Here is an 18,403-nt window from a genome sequence, read left to right as displayed (position 1 = left end):
TTAAAATACAACTCCTGATTTCAATATTACATTTGCATAGGGAGTTTGTTCACCTGTTCTTATAACTGCCTTACAATCCTTAAGTTTTTCTTTTAACTCTTCATGAGATACTATTGTAATTTTTACATCTCCAACTTCTTTTTCAATTTGTTCATATACAAAATTGCTTACCTTAATAGTCTCTTCTGCAATAACTACTTCCTCTACCTTAAGTTCAATTAAAACAGCCTTCAATGTATCTATAAATGAAGGTATATTTTTCACTAGAGCCAAATCTATTCTCCTTACATTATCAGGAATAGGAAGTCCGCAATCTCCTATAGCTATTGAATCTGTATGCCCCATTTTTGCTATTACTTCAGAAATTTCATGATTTAATATACCAATCTTTTTCATATTAATTCCTCCCCAAATATCTCCTTTAATTCCCACATATATGGAATTGATGATTGTGCACCTTCTCTTGTAACTGCTATTGCAGAAACCTTATTTGCAAATTTAACCGCTTCTATTAACACATCAAAACTTAAATTGCCTTTTTTAGAAATATAATGTGACAAACCACCTATAAAAGAATCTCCTGCTGCTGTTGTATCTACTGCATTTACCTTTTGGGCTTCAACTATAGTAAATCTTTCATTATCTATAATTGCAGCTCCCTTTTCCCCTAATGTTATAATCACATACTTAGCTCCTTTTTGAAGCATTATTGCTGCTGCATCCTTTATACTCTTTTCATCAATTGGCTTTATTCCTGTTATAACTTCTGTCTCTGTTTCATTTGGAATTACTATATCTGATAATTTTATTAACTCCTCTGGTATTTCTCTTGCAGGAGCTGGATTTAATATAGTTATACTGTTATTTTGTTTTGCTAGTTTAAATGATTCTATTGCAGTTTCAACAGGTGTTTCAAATTGTGTTATTACTATTTTGGATTTTATAATATTACTTAATCTATTTATATCTTCATTATTTATATTAAGATTAGCACCTGCATAAACTGATATATTGTTTCTACCATCTTTATCTACATAAATAAGGGCTACCCCTGTTGGAGTTTCTTCATCTATCTTTAAATACTTAGTCTCTACTCCATCTTTATTTAAATTATCTATTAGTATCTTCGCATTTTCATCGTCACCTACACATCCTACCATAACCACACTACTTCCCATTCTTCTTGCAGCAACTGCTTGATTAGCTCCTTTACCTCCAGGTATTTTTTTAAACCCCTTTGCTAAAACAGTCTCTCCTATGTTTGGTATTCTTTCAACATTTACAACCATATCCATATTTAAACTTCCTACAACACATATATCATACATATTATATACACTCCTTTTGTTACTTTGAGTAAACCGTTTTAGTAAACCGGTCAAGTATATTATAATATATTTTTAATTTTTCTGTCAATTTTAAATTTAATTTATTTTTTGTTAAAATAATAACCTGCACTTTAGTCTGTATGTATTTTTCAAAATATTTAGTAAACATTCAGTGGATATGCTATAATACAAATGTACACTTAATCTATAGGGGGGATAATATGAAGAAAAAAGATCTCATTTGGATTGCTACAATAATACTAATAGCCTTTCTTCTAATCTATAAACCAACTCATTTAGCTTTTATTAATGCAACCAAATCGCACCCATATATCATGGGCTTTATTAAGGTTTCTATACTTGCTACATTGGGGGAACTACTTGCTATTAGATTAAAAGTTGGAGACTATAAAAAGCCATACGGATTAACATATAGGTTTATAGTTTGGGGGTTATTTGGTATGGCATTTACACTTGTATTTGAAGTTTTTGCACAAGGTGTATTAGCTTCAATGAATAAAGGCCTGCTTCCAAATAGCAGCTATCCCTTTGTATTTGCTTTTTTTACAAGCTTCATAATGAATACAATATTTGCTCCTACCTTCATGGCACTACATAGGATTACTGATACATATATAGATCTTGGACAAGGTAAGTTAAGTTTAATATTAAAAACAAATCTTAAGGACGTAGTAAATAAAATAGATTGGTATGGGTATATAAGTTTTGTAGTTTTAAAAACCATTCCTTTCTTCTGGGTTCCTGCCCATACAATTACTTTTCTTTTACCCTCTGAATATAGAGTTCTTATGGCTTCATTTTTATCTATAGCCCTTGGTGCAATTCTTTCAATAGCTAAAAGATAAAGGAGAGCTAGTGCTCTCCTTGTTTCATTAATATTCTCTTTATCTTAAGCTCCCTTATATCCTTTAAAGTCTTTTCATTATAAATATTCAGCATCCTACTTTTACTCTTATATACCCTTTGAGATGTATAAATTCCATAGTGTCCTGAAAAAAGGTAGCTTACTATACATGCAATAAACATAAATACAACTCCATGACTTCCAAACATCTCAATACCCAAAATAAATGATGAAATTGGTGTATTAGTAGCACCACAAAATACAGATATAAGACCAAGTGCAGCTAAAAATGAAGCAGGAAGCAAAAGTATATTAGATAGTATATTTCCTAAAGTTGAACCAACAAAGAATATAGGAGTTACTTCTCCACCTTGAAAACCTGCACCTAACGTAACAGATGTAAATAAAGTTTTTAAAATAAAACTGTATTTTGGTACATGCCCATCAAATGCAGCCTTAATCATAGGAAGCCCTAACCCTAAATACTCCCTTGTATCAAAAATATATGTTAATAAAATAACCATACATCCTCCAATAAAACTTTTTAGGACTGCATTCTTAGTTATTCTATTAAATAGAGATTTTGATATATGAACACCCTCACTAAAAATAATGCTCATTATTCCAAAAATTGCTGCCGCAACTATAACCTTTATTACATTTATTGGTGTTACAGCTGGTACAGAATAAATGTGATAATGTGAATGTGTTGCTCCAACTAAAGTAGCAACATAATCTCCTATAAAAGCAGACATAAATGAAGGGATGAGAGCCTCATAATGCATATATCCTATAGCAATAACTTCCACAGCAAATATAGTTCCTGCAAGAGGTGTACCAAAGACTGAACCAAACCCACTGCTTATACCACACATTAAAATAATTTTCATATCATGCTTATCTAATTTAAATAATCTTCCTATAAATTCTGATACACTTCCACCCATTTGTACTGCCGTACCTTCTCTTCCTGCTGATCCTCCAAATAAGTGTGTTAAAAATGTACCTAAGAACACCAAAACAGACATCCTTAACGGTATTTCCCTATCTCCATAATACGCCTGTTCTATAATTAAATTGTTTCCTTTAGCAGAATTTTTTCCATACCTTGAATATAGAAAACTTACAAATGCTCCTGCAAAGGGAAGTAAGAATAAAAGCCATGGATTTAACTCTCTTAAATCTGTTGCTAATTTTAAGCTTTTTAAAAATAAAGCTGACAGAATCCCCATAACACATCCAACTATACTACTTAAAAAAAACCATTTTATAAGAGAAAGCATTAAAATAAAATGATCAAGCTTTTTTATAAAATTGATCACCCTTCTATGCATCTATCTCCCCCCAATTTAGCTAACCTCTCTTTGCAATCTATCCTCTTCCCTTTCTAGTAAGTAGTTTGCCGATAGCTTTATAAACACCGCTCCAAGTGGTGCTGTTACAAGAATAGACAATACTGCAACAGCTAAAATAACTTCACCTGAAGGAATACCTAATGATAAAGGAATTGCTCCTATTGCCGCTTGAACAGTAGCCTTTGGAATATAGGCTATCATACAAAATACCCTTTCCTTCCAATTCAAATCTGTTCCAAGTGTTGAAACTAAAACCCCTAAACTTCTACCAATAAGTCCAATAAAAATTACCAACAGTCCCTTAAGACCTGCATTAAGTGCAACATTTATGTTTACTTGAGATCCTACTAGAACAAATAAAAATATCTCTGCAAATACCCACATTTTATTAAACTTTGAAGCCAATCTTTTGGCTACATTTGGAATTTTTTCAAGTAGTATAAAACCTATAGTCATTACTCCTAAAAGTCCTGCAATTTCAATTTTATTTTTCAACTCATTCTCTATTACTGTAAGCAGAATAGCTGAGCCTAAAATTAAAGCTACCTTCTTTGTATCTCTAATATGGTACTTTTTAAACATCCAAACCATAATAAATCCAATAATTAAACCTAATAGTATACCTAAAATTATTGATACAGGTATTTTAAATAATTCTATTCCTATATTTACATGGCTTCCACTATAAAGTCCTAAAAATGTTGAAAATAACGTTATTGCAAAAACGTCATCTATTGAAGCCCCTGCTAATATTATTGTTGGTATACCTTTATTTGTACCTATTTTCTTTTCCATAAACTCTAACATCTGAGGTACAACAACTGCTGGAGATACTGCTGCAATTATAAAACCTAGTATTCCACCCTCTATAAATGAAAATCCTAATATCTTTGTTGATATAAATGCAATTGTAAATCCTTCAAATATACCTGGAATACAACTAAATTTAAGTGCTGTTGCACCTACCTTATTTAGATCATTTCTACTAATACCAAGCCCAGCTCTAAGAAGAATAATAACTAAAGCTATCTTTCTTAAGTCAGCAGATATTTTTAAAAGTTCAGGATCAAGTATATTAAATACATAAGGTCCTGCAACAACACCTAAAATTAACATCCCAAGAAGTCCTGGAAGCTTTATTTTGGTAAATATGTAGTTTGAAAATAAACCTAAAATTAAAAGTAATGCTATACTTGCCGTCATTTTAAACCCTCCCTCAATAATATTATGTCCAAAACAAAAAAACTCCTACAGAAAACATAAAGTTATCTGTAGGAGTCATTAGCCAAAAGGCGGTTAAAGGTGAACTCCATCACCTTAGTTTATTTTAGCAAAATTAAAACTATATATCAAGTACTCAAAATCAATTTACCCAAACAGTTGTCTTTGAAGGTATATTTTTGTAAAACCAATATGAATCATCTACCTTCATTCTTATACATCCGTGAGATAATTTTTTACCAACATTAGGATTTAAAATAGTCTTTCCATCCTTAGCAAATAGTATAGAGTGGAATAGATATCCTCCCTTTAATCTTATCCAATTCTTTACTCCAACCTTGTATTGAGGGAAGTATTTCCATGTACCTCTTTGTCCATCAAGTTCAAATAATCCTATTATCGTTGGAGTAGCATCCTTACCTGTTGCAACTACAAAATCCTTTATCAAGTTGTATTTTCCCTTTTTATCTTTCATAAATACATATGTTCTCTGTCTTGCAATATCAACCCATACAAAATAATTTGTTTTTGACTTAAAATTTTTACTATTTACATATAGCTCTAAGTCCTCTTTTCTTAGTGTATCCTTTAAAATTGGGCTAGGATTTATAATTAAATAACTTTTTTTAATCCAGCCTACTATTCCATTTTGAAGCTTTATTAAATACCACTCTTCTTTATTATCTAATATTATTACCTTTGTTCCCTTTAAAACCTTAGTTTTAACTTTTCCTTTAACACTAGATGTATATATATTTGTATCTAACTTTATTGTTGCTGTAGGAATAGATGAAACTATTCTTTTTTCAATATCCTGAAGATTTAAAGGTATAACCTCTACTTCACATTCTGCTTTAAATCCCCCATCTAATGTTGTAACAATGATTTTTGCAGTTCCAATTCCAACTGCAGTTACTTTTCCATTGTTGTCAACTAAAACTACATTTTTATTTTTATCTTTATCCTTTATATCCCATTTTACTCCTTTATTTGTTGCATTTTCAGGAAATACCTTTGCAGTTAAATTAAATGTTTCACCTATCTTCACTTTTTTCTTAGTTTCAGTCAATATTACACCAGATACATTAATAGGCTCTACAATTATTTTACATTCTGCTGTCACTTCTTTTATCTCTTCATTTATCTTTGACTTAACTGTAACTTTTATTGTTAATTCACCTATCGTCTTTGCAATAACTTTACCATTATTATCAACTACAGCTACTTTTTCATTACTTGAACTCCAAATAACTTCTTCATATACTGCATTTTCTGGTTGGACTTTTATCTTAAGTTCAAAACTCTCTCCTACTTTTAGCTTTTTCTGATACTTATCGTTTTCAACCTCTACATTTTCAAAAACTACCCTCTCCACTGGAATTATTTCGTTACCTTGTTCTGCATTCCCTTCCGCTTTAGCTACACTAAAGTATGTAATCGGAATGAGTGCTGTAAAACAAAAAACAAACAGTAGTGTTAATAGAAATTTTGATATTAACTTTCTTACCATAAACATATACCCCCACATATTACTTATATTTAACAAACACTTTTAAATTATATTTTATTTACTTTATAAATATAAGTGATAAAAAAGCTTAAAATAAGCAATAAAACTCAAAAACCACTTAAATAAACAGTTTTTCTCATGTTTTCTCTTTAAATCAGTATATTTATATCACTTATGGTACGGTTCACCGTTTATAATCCTAAATCCCCTGTAAATTTGTTCAAGAAGAATTAGTCTCATAAGTTGATGTGGAAAGGTCATCTTTGAGAAGGATAGTTTATAGTTTGCTCTATTTAAAACTGATTGAGAAAGACCTAGAGAACCACCTATTATAAAAGCTATACTACTCTCTCCTAAAAGAGCCCTTTGGCTTAAAAATTCTGCAAGCTCCTCAGATGAAAGCTGCTTACCCTTTATATCAAGTGCAACAACATACATATTGTCCTTTATATGTTTTAAAATCCCTTGCCCTTCCTTTTCCTTAACCAATTCCTCTTCCTTTGGTGAGAGGTTGTCCGGAGCCTTTTCATCTGGAACTTCTATTATATCTACCTTTGCATATTTTGATAACCTCTTTAGGTACTCATTTATTCCTTCCTTTAAATATTTTTCCTTCAACTTACCAACTGATATTATTATAATATTCATATCCCTTCTCCTTTCTGAATAAAAATAGGCCTGTTTAGGCCTACAAATTAACATCCACTGTTTTTATTGTCCCAACAGGTGTTTTAATGGTTACCTTACAAGTACTTCCTACACCCTTTTTATATATTTCCTCCTTTAGTTCCATCATTGTGTTTACTTCCCTATCATCAATTGCTATTATTATATCTCCCTCTTTAATTCCTGCTCTAGCTGCAGGGCCACCTCTTAACACATCATAAACATATATCCCCTTTTGTATCTTAAATTCAAAATACCCTGCAAGGTTCTTATCAAAGGCTTTAATTCCAAGAGATGGAGTTTCAAAGCGACCTGTTCTTTTAATTGAATCTATTATTGGCTTTATTATATTAACCGGAACTGCAAATCCTATCCCTTCTGCTGAAGTTACTTTAACAGTATTTATACCAATAACCTCACCAGATGTATTTACAAGTGGTCCACCACTATTCCCAGGATTAATAGAAGCATCTGTTTGAATCAAATCCTCCATAAAAACACCCTCAGAAACTTCAATTGTTCTATTTAGCGCACTAATTATTCCTGCGGTTACTGTCCTTTGGAATGTAAGCCCAAGGGGATTACCTATTGCAATAACTGTTTGGCCTATCTTAACATTTTTAGAATCTCCAAGCCTTGCAACATTTAAGTTCTTTTCCTCTATCTTTACAATAGCAAGGTCTAACACTTCGTCTGCCCAAACTACATTACCATTCGTTTCTCTACCATCATATAATGAAACTACTATATCTGAAGATGAATACCCTGCCACATGATTATTAGTTAAAATATATCCATCCTTATCTATAATAACCCCACTTCCTATACCCTGTATCCTCTTATTTTGAAAAAAGCTTCTTTGAATTTTTGTTGTTTTTATACCCACAACCGCTGGAATAACCTCTTCAGCTGCACTTGTGATATCTGTCTTTACAGTTTCATAAACTACCTCTTTTTTAGTTTCAACCTTTGGCTGTTCCTTGGGTTGAAACTTTTGTATAAGTGCCTCTGGTGCAAAGGTTAATATTAAAAATCCTCCTAATATTGCTCCGAACATTGCTGCTAAAAAATAGCCAAATACAGAAGGCCTCCTCCTGCCATAATACTCCATAACCTCACCTCTTATATGGAATAATATTTACCTACCCTATCCCTATGTGCAATATCTAAGTCCAAATCCACTCCATCTTTAATGCCATTTGATTCTAAAATTGATACAACTGTTCTATAGGCCAGTTCTGGATAGTTGTTTATTTTACTTAAATGTCCTAGTACAACCTTTTTTATCCTACTATTTAGTATATCCACAATCGTCCTGCCACAATCCTCATTTGATAGATGTCCTATATCACTTAAAACTCTTCTTTTAAGATGGTATGGATATGGCCCAACCTTCAACATTTCAACATCATGATTAGATTCTAGAAGTATTAAATCGGAATCCTTGATATTATTTTTAACCTCCAAGCTTGCATGACCAATATCTGTTGCTATTGATATTTTTTTATTTTTTTCAACAAAACTATATCCACATGGGTTAGATGCATCATGAGGAATTTTAAATGGAATAACCGTAATATCACCTATTTCAAAAGGTTCATATCTATTAAAAACTTTAATATTTTCTTCTTTTACATCCCCTATCTGTGATTCCATTGCAATCCAAGTTTCTGCATTAGCATATATGGGTATATTAAACCTTCTTGATAGAATACCAGCCGCCTTTATATGATCATCATGTTCATGAGTTATTAATATAGCCTTTATTTCACTTGGATTTACCCCTATTTCCAATAGAGCTTCTTGTATTTTCTTCCCACTTAATCCCGCATCTACCAAAATCTTTGTCCTGTGCGTACCTATATATATAGAATTACCACTACTTCCACTGTATAATGTACAAAAATCCATAATCTCTCTCCTTTCATATGTATATTTTACTTTTTTTCCTTTATAACTACAATGGAAATTATTTATGTTATAATATTCTTGATATTAATTTACGGGGTGATACTATGAGCATTTATGATGAAGCACTGAAATTTCATGAAGAAAAAAAAGGTAAGATTGAGGTTATATCAAGGGTTGAGGTAAATAATGCATCTGACTTATCCCTTGCATATACACCAGGAGTTGCTCAACCATGTATAGAGATACATAAAAATCCTGAACTTGTATATACATATACAAGAAAATGGAATACCATTGCGGTTGTATCTGATGGAACTGCAGTTTTAGGCCTTGGTGATATAGGTCCTCTTGCTTCTCTTCCTGTCATGGAAGGCAAGGCAGTTTTATTTAAAAAATTTGCCGATGTAGATGCATTTCCAATTGTTCTAAATACAAAAGATGTAGATGAAATTGTAGATACAATAGTAAAAATATCTCCTTCCTTTGGTGGAATAAATTTAGAGGATATATCTGCACCAAGATGCTTTGAAATTGAAGAAAAACTAAAGCAAAAGCTTGACATTCCTGTATTTCATGATGACCAACATGGCACTGCAATTGTTTCTTTAGCAGCCCTTATTAACGCCCTTAAAATAGTAAATAAAAGGCTTGAAGATATTAAGATAGTTATAAATGGAGCTGGTGCAGCAGGAACCTCAATATGTAAACTCCTTATATCCTATGGAGTTAAAAATATAGTTGTTTGTGATAGAGTTGGAGCATTATATAGGGGAATTGAAAATGTAGATGAGTCAAAGAAAAGGTTAGCAGAAATTACAAATCCAAATAATGAAAAGGGTGCATTAAGGGATGTTATAGTAGGTGCAGACGTATTCATAGGTGTTTCTGCTCCAAATGTACTAACCAAAGATATGGTAAAGACAATGAATAAGGATGCCATTGTATTTGCTATGGCAAACCCAACACCAGAAATTTTCCCAAATGAAGCAAAGGAAGCTGGAGCAAGAATTGTTGGAACCGGTCGTTCTGATTTTCCAAATCAAATTAATAACGTATTAGCCTTCCCTGGAATATTTAGAGGTGCACTTGATGCAAGAGCTAAAATAATAAATGAAGAGATGAAAATAGCTGCAGCCCTTGCTATTGCAGAATCAGTTACAGAAAATGAACTAAATGAAGAATACATAATTCCTAAACCATTTAATTTACAAGTACAAAAGAAAGTTGCAAAAGCTGTATATGACGCCGCTTTAAAAAGTGGTGCAGCAAAAAGGGGCTAATTAGTTAGCCCCTTATTTTACTCTCTTTATTTTTGCACCCAATTTTTGTAATTTATACTCTATTTTCTCATATCCTCTATCTATATGTCTGATGTTAGTTATTTCAGTTACACCATCTGCAACAAGTCCAGCAACAACTAGAGCTGCTCCACCTCTTAAATCTGTTGCTGCAACTTCTGCACCTGATAGTTTATCTATCCCTTCAATTACAGCTATTCTTCCTTCTACTTTAATTTTTGCTCCCATTCTTTTTAATTCATCACAGTGTTTAAAACGTCCTTCCCATATACTTTCATTTATTATACTTACCCCTTCAGCTATTGTACACAACGTTGACATTGGTTGTTGAAGATCTGTTGGGAATCCTGGATATGGAAGTGTCTTTATATTTACACCCTTAGGTCTTTTTTTACAATAAACTCTTACTGTATCTTCTCCTTCCTCAACAATAACACCCATCTCTAAAAGCTTTGCAGTTATTGATTCTAGATGTTTTGGTATTACGTTCTTTAATACAACATCGCCTTGTGTTGCAGCTGCTGCCACCATATATGTTCCTGCTTCTATTTGGTCTGGTATAACACTATAGTTACATGCTTCTAATTCTTTAACACCATATATCTTAATTACATCTGTTCCTGCACCTTTAATTTTTGCCCCCATGCTATTTAAAAAGTTTGCAACATCTACAACATGAGGTTCCTTTGCAGCATTTTCAATTATAGTTACACCTTCAGCCTTTGTTGCAGCAAGCATTATGTTTATTGTAGCACCCACACTTACAACGTCTAAAAATATATGTGCTCCCTTAAGCCCTGATTCTGTATAGGCCTTTATCACACCATGTTCTATTGTTACCTTTGCTCCCATTGCTTCAAATCCCTTTATATGCTGATCTATTGGTCTTACACCAATAGGGCAGCCCCCTGGGAAAGCAACTTCTGCACGACCAAATTTAGCCAAAAGTGAACCTAAAAGATAATATGAAGCTCTCATCTTTTTAACTTCTTCACTTAAGGCTCTAAAATCCTTTACTCCCTTAACATCTATTTTTAATGCACCTTCTCCTACTTCTTCAACATTTGCTCCAAGAGACTTTAAAATTTCTTCTAGGCATTTTATATCCTCTATTTGTGGAAGATTCTCTATTACAAATTCACCTTTATCTGCAAGTATTACTGCAGGAAGAATCGCAACAGCTGCATTTTTAGCTCCGCCAATTACAACCTCTCCCTTTAAAGGAATTCCACCTTCTATAACTAATTTTTCCATAAACAGCACCCATCCTTCTATCTATATTAATTTATCTAATTATCCATATTTCTACCCATAGTTGATATTATAGCACTTAATCTTTATTTTTTTAATACATTTTTTTATTTTTTTTGATAACAAATTATAACTATATTGTTAATGAATAAAAAGTATTTTGTTTAAAATGTTGAAATTTTTGTTATATTCATTTACTATATAATTGGGGTGGTGTTTATGGACTTTAAACAAATAGAAGCATTTGTTAATGTAGCTAAATATAAGAGCTTTTCAAAGGCAGCTGAAGCAACATTCCTATCACAACCTACCATAAGTTCCCATATACTATCTCTTGAAAAGGAATTAAAGGTAGTTTTGTTTGATAGAAATGGAAAGGACATACGATTAACAGAGGCTGGTAAAATATTCTATGAATATGCCGTAAATCTTATAAACATTAGAAATTCTGCAATTTCTAATCTATCAGATTACGATAACAAAATATGTGGTAGAATTACTATAGCTGCTAGTACTACACCTTGCCGTTTTCTTCTTCCATATATGATTAAAACATTTAATGATATATATAATGAAGTAAATTACGACATTAAGGAAGGTAGTACACAATACGTAGTTGATCAGCTTCTTGCCTTTGAAGCAGATTTAGGAATTGTGGGAGAAATAATAGAAGATTGTAAATTAAATTATACTAAGTTATTTGAAGATGAATTAATTCTTGTTAGTAACCTAGATTACTTACCAGAAACAATAAAAATAAACGATTTAATTAAACTCCCATTTATTCAAAGGGAAGATGGTTCTGCCACAAGGCATGTATTTGAAAGAAGTTTAGAAGCTAAAAATATAAATATTGAAGATTTAAATGTTGTGTTAAATGTAAATAGCCTTGAAGCTGTAATTCAATTTGTTAAAAACAAGCTTGGGGTTGCAATAGTTTCATACTATGCTTGTAAAGATTTAATTGAAGCTGGTATTTTAAAATCCCACACCATTGATGACTTTAAAGTGTCAAGACCTATATACTTGGTATGTCATAATAAAAAGACTCTATCACCAGCTGCAAGAGAATTCATTTTACACATTAAACAAATGCAGTTTAATTTTTTTGATTAGATAAACTATTTTTTAACAAATATTGACTTTAACTTCTAAAAATGCTAAAATGTTTTCTGTCGCTGTCTTTAAAAGTGTAAATGGTGGGGGATAAATATGGTAAAAAACGAACTAAAGAAGAAAATTGAAAATCTATCAAATGAATTGAATTTACAACTAAAAAATGGTATAAGAAAAGAAAACTATTCAAAAGTATTATCCTTAAGCCAAGAACTTGATAAGTTGATAGTTCTTTACACAAAGCTTTCAGTAACAGTATAAAAGCGTGGGTTTCCCACGCTTTTATTAATGGCATCCTGAGCATGTAGAGCATCCACCACTGCAACTTCCCTTGCCGTAAAACTTTCCTTTATATATTCTTTCTACATTTTCACTTTTACACTTTGGGCATAATACCTTATCATTACTATTTACTATTTCAAAAAACTCATGTCCACATTCCTTACATTTAAAGTCAATTAACGCCATAATAATCCCTCCCTGTAATCATTTTATCACCTATAAAAAACATAAGCAACGTATAAGGCTACCATAATATACTAAATAATTTTTATACAAAAGGATTTTAATGCATATAAAAATATGTAACAAACTTAGTATTAGATGCATATAATGTATTGCATAAATTTAAATAGGTGATATAATGTTTTGGTTTTTAAACAAAAAGATAGATAAAAAATTAAAGGAATATATGAACATAAACTCTAAAAGAAAAATACCTGTTATAGTAACCTATAAAAATAATCTAAAATCTAGTAAAAACTCTATTGTTTATAATGGTGGTAAAATAAAATATGAATACAAGATAATAAATGCAATAGCATGTGAGCTTTCTCCTATATCAATTGACAAAGTTACAGAAAACCCAGACATATCTTATATTTGTTTTGATTACAAAGCTATGCTTTGTTTAAATAATATTTCTCAGACTATTGGTGTAAAATTTGCCCACAGCCTTTCTCTAACTGGTAAAGATATAGGAATAGCACTAATTGACACCGGATGTTTTCCACATCCTGACCTTATCTCAAATAAAAATTCAATAGTGTATTTTAAAGATTTCATTAATAATATTAGCAAGCCATATGATGATCATGGACATGGAACTTTTTTATCTGGAATAATTGCATCAAGTGGACATACAAACAAATCCTATAAGGGAATTGCACCTGACTCAAAATTATGTATATTTAAATGTTTTGATTCTTTAGGCTATGGATATATGTCAGACATTATAATAGCAATTGAATCAATAATATTAATGAAGGATGAATTTAATATAAGGATTGTCTGTTTACCCTTCGAATTTCCATATATAAATAGCTTGCCTAATAATCCTCTTGAAAAGGCAATAAATAAACTTATTGAAAATAACATAGTTCCTGTCGTATCTTCAGGAAATTTAGGTCCGCAAAGTATGAGCATATATTTCCCGGGTAATATGAAGGATGTCATAACAGTTGGAGGTGCTTATGTTGATTCAGATAGAAAAACTATTAAAATTGCAAATTTTTCAGGAAGGGGACCGACTATTGACGGAATAAATAAACCCGATCTTGTAGTTCCATGTATAAATGTGCTGTCATTAAACTGTGATAGAAATTATAACCCTTTAAGAACTTACAAATATTCAATTCAAAATCCCTACACTTATGCATCAGGCACCTCCATATCTAGTGCTGTTATATCTGGATGTATAGCACTTTTACTTGAATATAACCCTAATCTTACAGTTAAGGATATAAAAAGCATTCTTATTTTATCTTCAAAATCTATAGGTGAAAACAAAAATGCTCAAGGTGCAGGAATGTTCGTGTTTGATAAAATACTAAAAAAATAAGCCCCTATGGGGCTTATTTTATATACTTAATTGGATTTTGAGGTACTCCATTTTTTCTAATTTCAAAATGAAGATGTGGTCCTGTTGATCTTCCTGTTGAACCTACTGCTGCTATCAACTGTCCTTTTGATACCCTAGTTCCCGCAGATACATACAATTTACTTGCATGGCCGTATACTGTTCTATATCCGTTTCCATGATCTATCATTATGCACTTACCATATCCTGACATCCAACCTGCAAAAACTACCCTTCCTGCATCTGCTGCATGTATTGGGGTACCTGTAGGTGCTGCTATATCAATTCCTTCGTGCATTCTTCCCCATCTTCTTCCAAAGTGAGAGGATATGTATCCTCTTGAAGGTCTTATAAACATTCCTGAAGCAACTATATTAGATTGTTTAGTTCCTATGACAACAACCTTATTCTTAGGTTCCTTTATTAGTTTTGATGCTATCAGAGTTTCATCAACAACATTTCCATTTACTACTTTTATATTCTTAGTAACTTCAGCTAAACCATTACTTCCATATTCCTTTACTACCTGCTTACCCTTATTTATAGTTTTATCATATACTTCCTTTACTTCATAAGGAACTTCTTCATTGGTTACTACATTTAAATCCATTTCCACATTAAAATATGGCTCGTTTTTCACTATTTTTATTTCCTGTCCTGGTTTAATCTTATTTAGATCCAGCTTTGGATTATATGTAGTAATTTGATCAATGCTTAACCCAAACTTTGATGAAATTTCCCAAATAGTGTCTCCTTCTTTAACTATATATGTCTGTTCAACTAATTTTCCCTTTATTATTTTTTCTGCTACTTCATCTACATCTTCAACTAATATGGCATCTACATATTGAACTGTAAAGTTTATATTTTCATCTATTTTAAATGAATTGATCTCTACTGAAATTGTTTTATCATACTTTGGTATATATCTTTTCTTTAAAGTTTCAACTAATAATTCATAATCATTCTTTGAAGCTAAAACTGCAACCTGAACATCTCCAACTCTTACTATATATGCTGGAATTTTAAGTTTCAGCTCTTTTCTAAGCCTTGTCTCTATCTCCTGTGAATTTAAAGTTTTTCCGCTACCATCTTTACATTTATCTATTTGTACATCCTTTAAAACATACTTTCCATCTGTCTGCTTTATTCTTTCTACTGCCTTATTTACTTCATCTATTCCTTTTACATAGCCTAATTCTTTTCCTGAAACCTTAACCATATAAATTGCGTTAGACTGAACATAAAGATTAAGAGTAAGTACAGTTAACGCAATCCCAAATAGTACCCCCATTAAACCACTATACTCAATTCTTTTAATAAACTTAACAAAATTATTCACCACTTCCCCTCCTTTCGTACATATTTATAATACTATAACTTACCTTCAAGTGCAACAAACAGTTTCTTACTTAATATATGCTATATTTTATTTTTTATTCATATTCTACTTTATTGAGGTATATAATCACTTCTGTTATAATATTATAAGCTAAAAAATCCATTAGGAAGTGATAAAATGCCAAACATCACATTGTCTCCTCCAGAGGCTAAATTTATCCCTTTATCTACAGTATTTATTGATAAATACTTACCAAAAGCTCATGGAGACTATATTAAAGTTTACTTAACCCTTTTAAGATTGTCTTATACTAATACCATATGTTCTACAGAAATTATTTCTAAAAAATTAAATATACCAGAATCTGAAGTTATAAACGCATTAGGCTATTGGCAGGAGAATAATTTAATTTATATCTCTGACAGCGGAGAAATAAGTTTTAATTCCTTCAATTTAGATGATGATTCCTGTTTTGTTGTTATAGATAATAACAAAAATATATTTAAAGAAATAGAGATAGCTCTTGGAAGACCTCTTACCCCTTCAGACTATAAGTTTTTCACTATGCTTATGGATAAATTTAATTTTTCATTAGAGGTCCTAATTTTTCTTATTGAATATTGTGTATCTAAAAAGAAAACAGATATTAGATATATAGAAAAAGTTGCAATAGGCTGGCATGATAAGGGAATAAAGACCATAGAAGATGCTCAAAATCATATAAAAAAGCATGAAGAAAAGTGGGCAAATTATAGAAAGATATTAAATTATATAGGATTGAAGGACACAGATATATCCATACCTCAAGAACAACTATTAGAAAAATGGGTATATACCTATAAAATGCCTTTAGATGTTATATTAGAAGCCTGTAGAATTGCTATTATGAGAATAAACGAAGCTAATCTTAATTATATAGATAAAATAATTACCGATTGGAATAATTTAGGGGTAAAAACAATTCAAGATATTAAAAAGCTTGATAAAAAGGCAACTAAAAAAGATAAAACAGTAAAAAATGTACATCCTTATATAGCTTACAGTGGTCAAAGACAATATGATATAAATGAACTTGAAAAGAAGCTCCTAGGAAGGGGGGAATTAAATGAAGAATAAATATATATCTGAAATTTTAAATGAGTACGAAAAGCTAAGAGAAAATGCAAAGTTAGAACAGTCAAAACGTATTGAAGAAATATATGAAAAGATACCTAGAATAAAGGATATAGATAAAGAAATCTCACAAATAGGATTTAGAATTGCAACTTCTGTTGTTTCTAAAGATATAGATAATATAGAAGAATATATAAATACTCAAAAAGAAAAAATTACAGATCTTAAAATTGAAAAGACTGAACTTCTATCTAGATATGGATATCCAATAGATTATATGGAAATAAAGTATAAATGCAAAAAATGTAAAGATACAGGATATATAAATAATAAATACTGTAGTTGTTTTAGACAAAAACTCATAAATAAGTATTATCAACAATCAAACTTAAATGAAATATTAAGAACAGAAAACTTTGATACATTTAACTTTGAATATTATTCCTCTAGACCTTATGAAAATGAAGAATTAAGTCCACGTGACAATATAGAAAGAATATATGCATATGCTGTCAACTATACAAAAAACTTTGATAAAATAAATGAAAGCCTATTTTTTTATGGCAGTTCAGGTCTTGGAAAGACATTCTTATCAAACTGCATTGCAAAGGAGTTATTAGATAAGGGAAAGGTTGTAATATATCAAACTGCTGCAAATCTTATGGACATAATAAGAAGGTGTAGATTTGAAGAAAATTCCAACTATAATGAACTTAATGAACTCTTAGAGTGTGATTTCTTAATTATAGATGACCTTGGAACAGAACCTGTAACCCCCTATTCATACTCAGAACTATTTAATATAATAAACACTAGAATACTAAATAAGAAAAAAATGCTTATATCCACAAATTTTCAACTAAACGATATTATACAAAACTACCCTGAAAGAATAACATCAAGAATACTAGGACATTTTACTCTATTTAAATTTTATGGAGAGGATATTAGAATTCAAAAGAAATTTAAAAAATAAATGCTGGGGCTTCCCAGCATTTATTTTTATAGGTTCTATAATAAATGTTGGGGCGTAGCCCCAGCATATTTTTTTACAAAAAAAATATGCACCTGTTTAGATGCCTGATATAATAAATTACACACACACAATTTGAAAGGAGGCATCCAACAAGTGCACAATAATAATTTTATCAAAAACCTACTCGGTTTTAAAGATGTTATTGTAACAAAAATACTTAATACAGATAATTGCTTTGAGATTTATTTAGAAATGAAGAAGAAACCTCATACTTGCCCTTGTTGTAACTCTCAAACTCGTAGAGTTCATGATTATAGAATACAACGTGTTAAACACATTCCTCTATTCTTAAAACCTACTGTTCTCGTTATTAAAAAGCGTAGATATCGTTGTAATATTTGTGGTAAAAGATTTTATGAGCATATTGAATTCTTGCCACGTTATTATAGAATCACTAATCTTTTATCTATGTACGTTATAACAGAGCTTACTAATACTTATAGTATGTCAAGTTTAGCTTAAAAGAGTTAAATTTGTCTGTTGATACTATAAAGCGCWATTTTTAATAATGTCTCCTATCCTTCTGCTACTAC

At 30.9% G+C, this 18,403-nt stretch carries 19 protein-coding genes and 1 riboswitch; of the genes, 8 read left to right on the top strand and 11 right to left on the bottom strand.

The window, feature by feature from the left end:
* Positions 1 to 396, bottom strand: a complete 396-nt coding sequence (gene rbsD / locus TCEL_RS10775; RefSeq protein WP_018664223.1) for a D-ribose pyranase — start codon at positions 394 to 396, stop codon at positions 1 to 3.
* Positions 393 to 1,328, bottom strand: a complete 936-nt coding sequence (gene rbsK / locus TCEL_RS10770; RefSeq protein ID WP_018664221.1) for a ribokinase — start codon at positions 1,326 to 1,328, stop codon at positions 393 to 395. The genes rbsD and rbsK overlap by 4 nt, the downstream gene beginning before the upstream one ends.
* 221 nt (positions 1,329 to 1,549) lie before the next feature.
* Here rbsK and TCEL_RS10765 point away from each other — a divergent pair, with 221 nt between their 5' ends.
* A complete protein-coding gene (locus tag TCEL_RS10765) occupies positions 1,550 to 2,194 on the top strand; it encodes an Mpv17/PMP22 family protein (protein ID WP_018664219.1) in 645 nt (214 codons plus the stop codon).
* 7 nt (positions 2,195 to 2,201) lie between these two features.
* Here the strand turns inward: TCEL_RS10765 and TCEL_RS10760 are convergent, their stop codons facing one another.
* The 6 genes from TCEL_RS10760 to TCEL_RS10735 all read right to left on the bottom strand — a co-directional run bounded on the left by TCEL_RS10760 (position 2,202) and on the right by TCEL_RS10735 (position 8,856).
* Entirely contained in the window at positions 2,202 to 3,527 is a 1,326-nt protein-coding gene (locus TCEL_RS10760) for a voltage-gated chloride channel family protein (RefSeq protein ID WP_018664217.1), read from the bottom strand.
* Between the two features lie 15 nt (positions 3,528 to 3,542).
* Positions 3,543 to 4,751 carry a cation:proton antiporter gene (locus tag TCEL_RS10755; protein ID WP_018664215.1) on the bottom strand — a complete coding sequence of 403 codons (1,209 nt, stop codon included), beginning with the start codon at positions 4,749 to 4,751 and terminating at the stop codon, positions 3,543 to 3,545.
* Positions 4,752 to 4,813: 62 nt separating this feature from the next.
* Positions 4,814 to 4,874, bottom strand: a riboswitch (Fluoride riboswitch).
* Between the two features lie 37 nt (positions 4,875 to 4,911).
* The gene (locus TCEL_RS12905; RefSeq protein ID WP_018664213.1) at positions 4,912 to 6,279 is read right to left on the bottom strand and encodes an Ig-like domain-containing protein; all 1,368 of its coding nucleotides are present in this window, start codon (positions 6,277 to 6,279) and stop codon (positions 4,912 to 4,914) included.
* A 168-nt stretch (positions 6,280 to 6,447) separates the two neighbouring features.
* Entirely contained in the window at positions 6,448 to 6,927 is a 480-nt protein-coding gene (gene rlmH / locus TCEL_RS10745) for a 23S rRNA (pseudouridine(1915)-N(3))-methyltransferase RlmH (protein ID WP_018664211.1), read from the bottom strand.
* Between the two features lie 40 nt (positions 6,928 to 6,967).
* On the bottom strand, positions 6,968 to 8,056 hold the full coding sequence (locus TCEL_RS10740) for a S1C family serine protease (RefSeq protein ID WP_018664210.1): 1,089 nt from the start codon (positions 8,054 to 8,056) through the stop codon (positions 6,968 to 6,970).
* 11 nt (positions 8,057 to 8,067) lie between these two features.
* Positions 8,068 to 8,856 (bottom strand): MBL fold metallo-hydrolase, encoded by a 789-nt coding sequence (locus tag TCEL_RS10735; protein WP_018664208.1) that lies wholly within the window; start codon positions 8,854 to 8,856, stop codon positions 8,068 to 8,070.
* Positions 8,857 to 8,960: 104 nt separating this feature from the next.
* Here TCEL_RS10735 and TCEL_RS10730 point away from each other — a divergent pair, with 104 nt between their 5' ends.
* On the top strand, positions 8,961 to 10,136 hold the full coding sequence (locus TCEL_RS10730; RefSeq protein ID WP_018664206.1) for an NAD(P)-dependent malic enzyme: 1,176 nt from the start codon (positions 8,961 to 8,963) through the stop codon (positions 10,134 to 10,136).
* A 12-nt stretch (positions 10,137 to 10,148) separates the two neighbouring features.
* Here the strand turns inward: TCEL_RS10730 and TCEL_RS10725 are convergent, their stop codons facing one another.
* Entirely contained in the window at positions 10,149 to 11,408 is a 1,260-nt protein-coding gene (locus TCEL_RS10725; RefSeq protein ID WP_018664204.1) for a UDP-N-acetylglucosamine 1-carboxyvinyltransferase, read from the bottom strand.
* Between the two features lie 216 nt (positions 11,409 to 11,624).
* Here TCEL_RS10725 and TCEL_RS10720 point away from each other — a divergent pair, with 216 nt between their 5' ends.
* Positions 11,625 to 12,521, top strand: a complete 897-nt coding sequence (locus TCEL_RS10720; RefSeq protein ID WP_018664196.1) for a selenium metabolism-associated LysR family transcriptional regulator — start codon at positions 11,625 to 11,627, stop codon at positions 12,519 to 12,521.
* A gap of 96 nt (positions 12,522 to 12,617) precedes the next feature.
* On the top strand, positions 12,618 to 12,782 hold the full coding sequence (locus tag TCEL_RS13245; protein ID WP_018664194.1) for an aspartyl-phosphate phosphatase Spo0E family protein: 165 nt from the start codon (positions 12,618 to 12,620) through the stop codon (positions 12,780 to 12,782).
* A 24-nt stretch (positions 12,783 to 12,806) separates the two neighbouring features.
* Here the strand turns inward: TCEL_RS13245 and TCEL_RS10715 are convergent, their stop codons facing one another.
* Complete coding sequence (locus TCEL_RS10715; protein ID WP_018664192.1) at positions 12,807 to 12,989, bottom strand: FmdB family zinc ribbon protein; 183 nt, start codon at positions 12,987 to 12,989, stop codon at positions 12,807 to 12,809.
* Between the two features lie 175 nt (positions 12,990 to 13,164).
* Between TCEL_RS10715 and TCEL_RS10710 the strand changes: the two genes are divergently transcribed.
* Complete coding sequence (locus TCEL_RS10710) at positions 13,165 to 14,361, top strand: S8 family serine peptidase (RefSeq protein WP_018664191.1); 1,197 nt, start codon at positions 13,165 to 13,167, stop codon at positions 14,359 to 14,361.
* A gap of 13 nt (positions 14,362 to 14,374) precedes the next feature.
* Here the strand turns inward: TCEL_RS10710 and TCEL_RS12900 are convergent, their stop codons facing one another.
* Entirely contained in the window at positions 14,375 to 15,721 is a 1,347-nt protein-coding gene (locus TCEL_RS12900; protein WP_018664189.1) for a peptidoglycan DD-metalloendopeptidase family protein, read from the bottom strand.
* 177 nt (positions 15,722 to 15,898) lie between these two features.
* Here TCEL_RS12900 and TCEL_RS10700 point away from each other — a divergent pair, with 177 nt between their 5' ends.
* The 3 genes from TCEL_RS10700 (at position 15,899) to TCEL_RS14415 (ending at position 18,332) form a co-directional block, all read left to right on the top strand.
* Positions 15,899 to 16,837 (top strand): DnaD domain protein, encoded by a 939-nt coding sequence (locus tag TCEL_RS10700; protein ID WP_018664187.1) that lies wholly within the window; start codon positions 15,899 to 15,901, stop codon positions 16,835 to 16,837.
* Positions 16,827 to 17,810 carry an ATP-binding protein gene (locus TCEL_RS10695; protein WP_018664183.1) on the top strand — a complete coding sequence of 328 codons (984 nt, stop codon included), beginning with the start codon at positions 16,827 to 16,829 and terminating at the stop codon, positions 17,808 to 17,810. The genes TCEL_RS10700 and TCEL_RS10695 overlap by 11 nt, the downstream gene beginning before the upstream one ends.
* Positions 17,811 to 18,062: 252 nt before the next feature.
* Positions 18,063 to 18,332 (top strand): transposase family protein, encoded by a 270-nt coding sequence (locus TCEL_RS14415; RefSeq protein ID WP_423219076.1) that lies wholly within the window; start codon positions 18,063 to 18,065, stop codon positions 18,330 to 18,332.
* Positions 18,333 to 18,403: the final 71 nt, after the last annotated feature.

This window comes from Thermobrachium celere DSM 8682, assembly GCF_000430995.1.
GTDB classification, from domain to species: Bacteria; Bacillota; Clostridia; order Clostridiales; family Caloramatoraceae; genus Thermobrachium; species Thermobrachium celere.
This window is presented reverse-complemented; position numbering and strand designations above follow the sequence as displayed.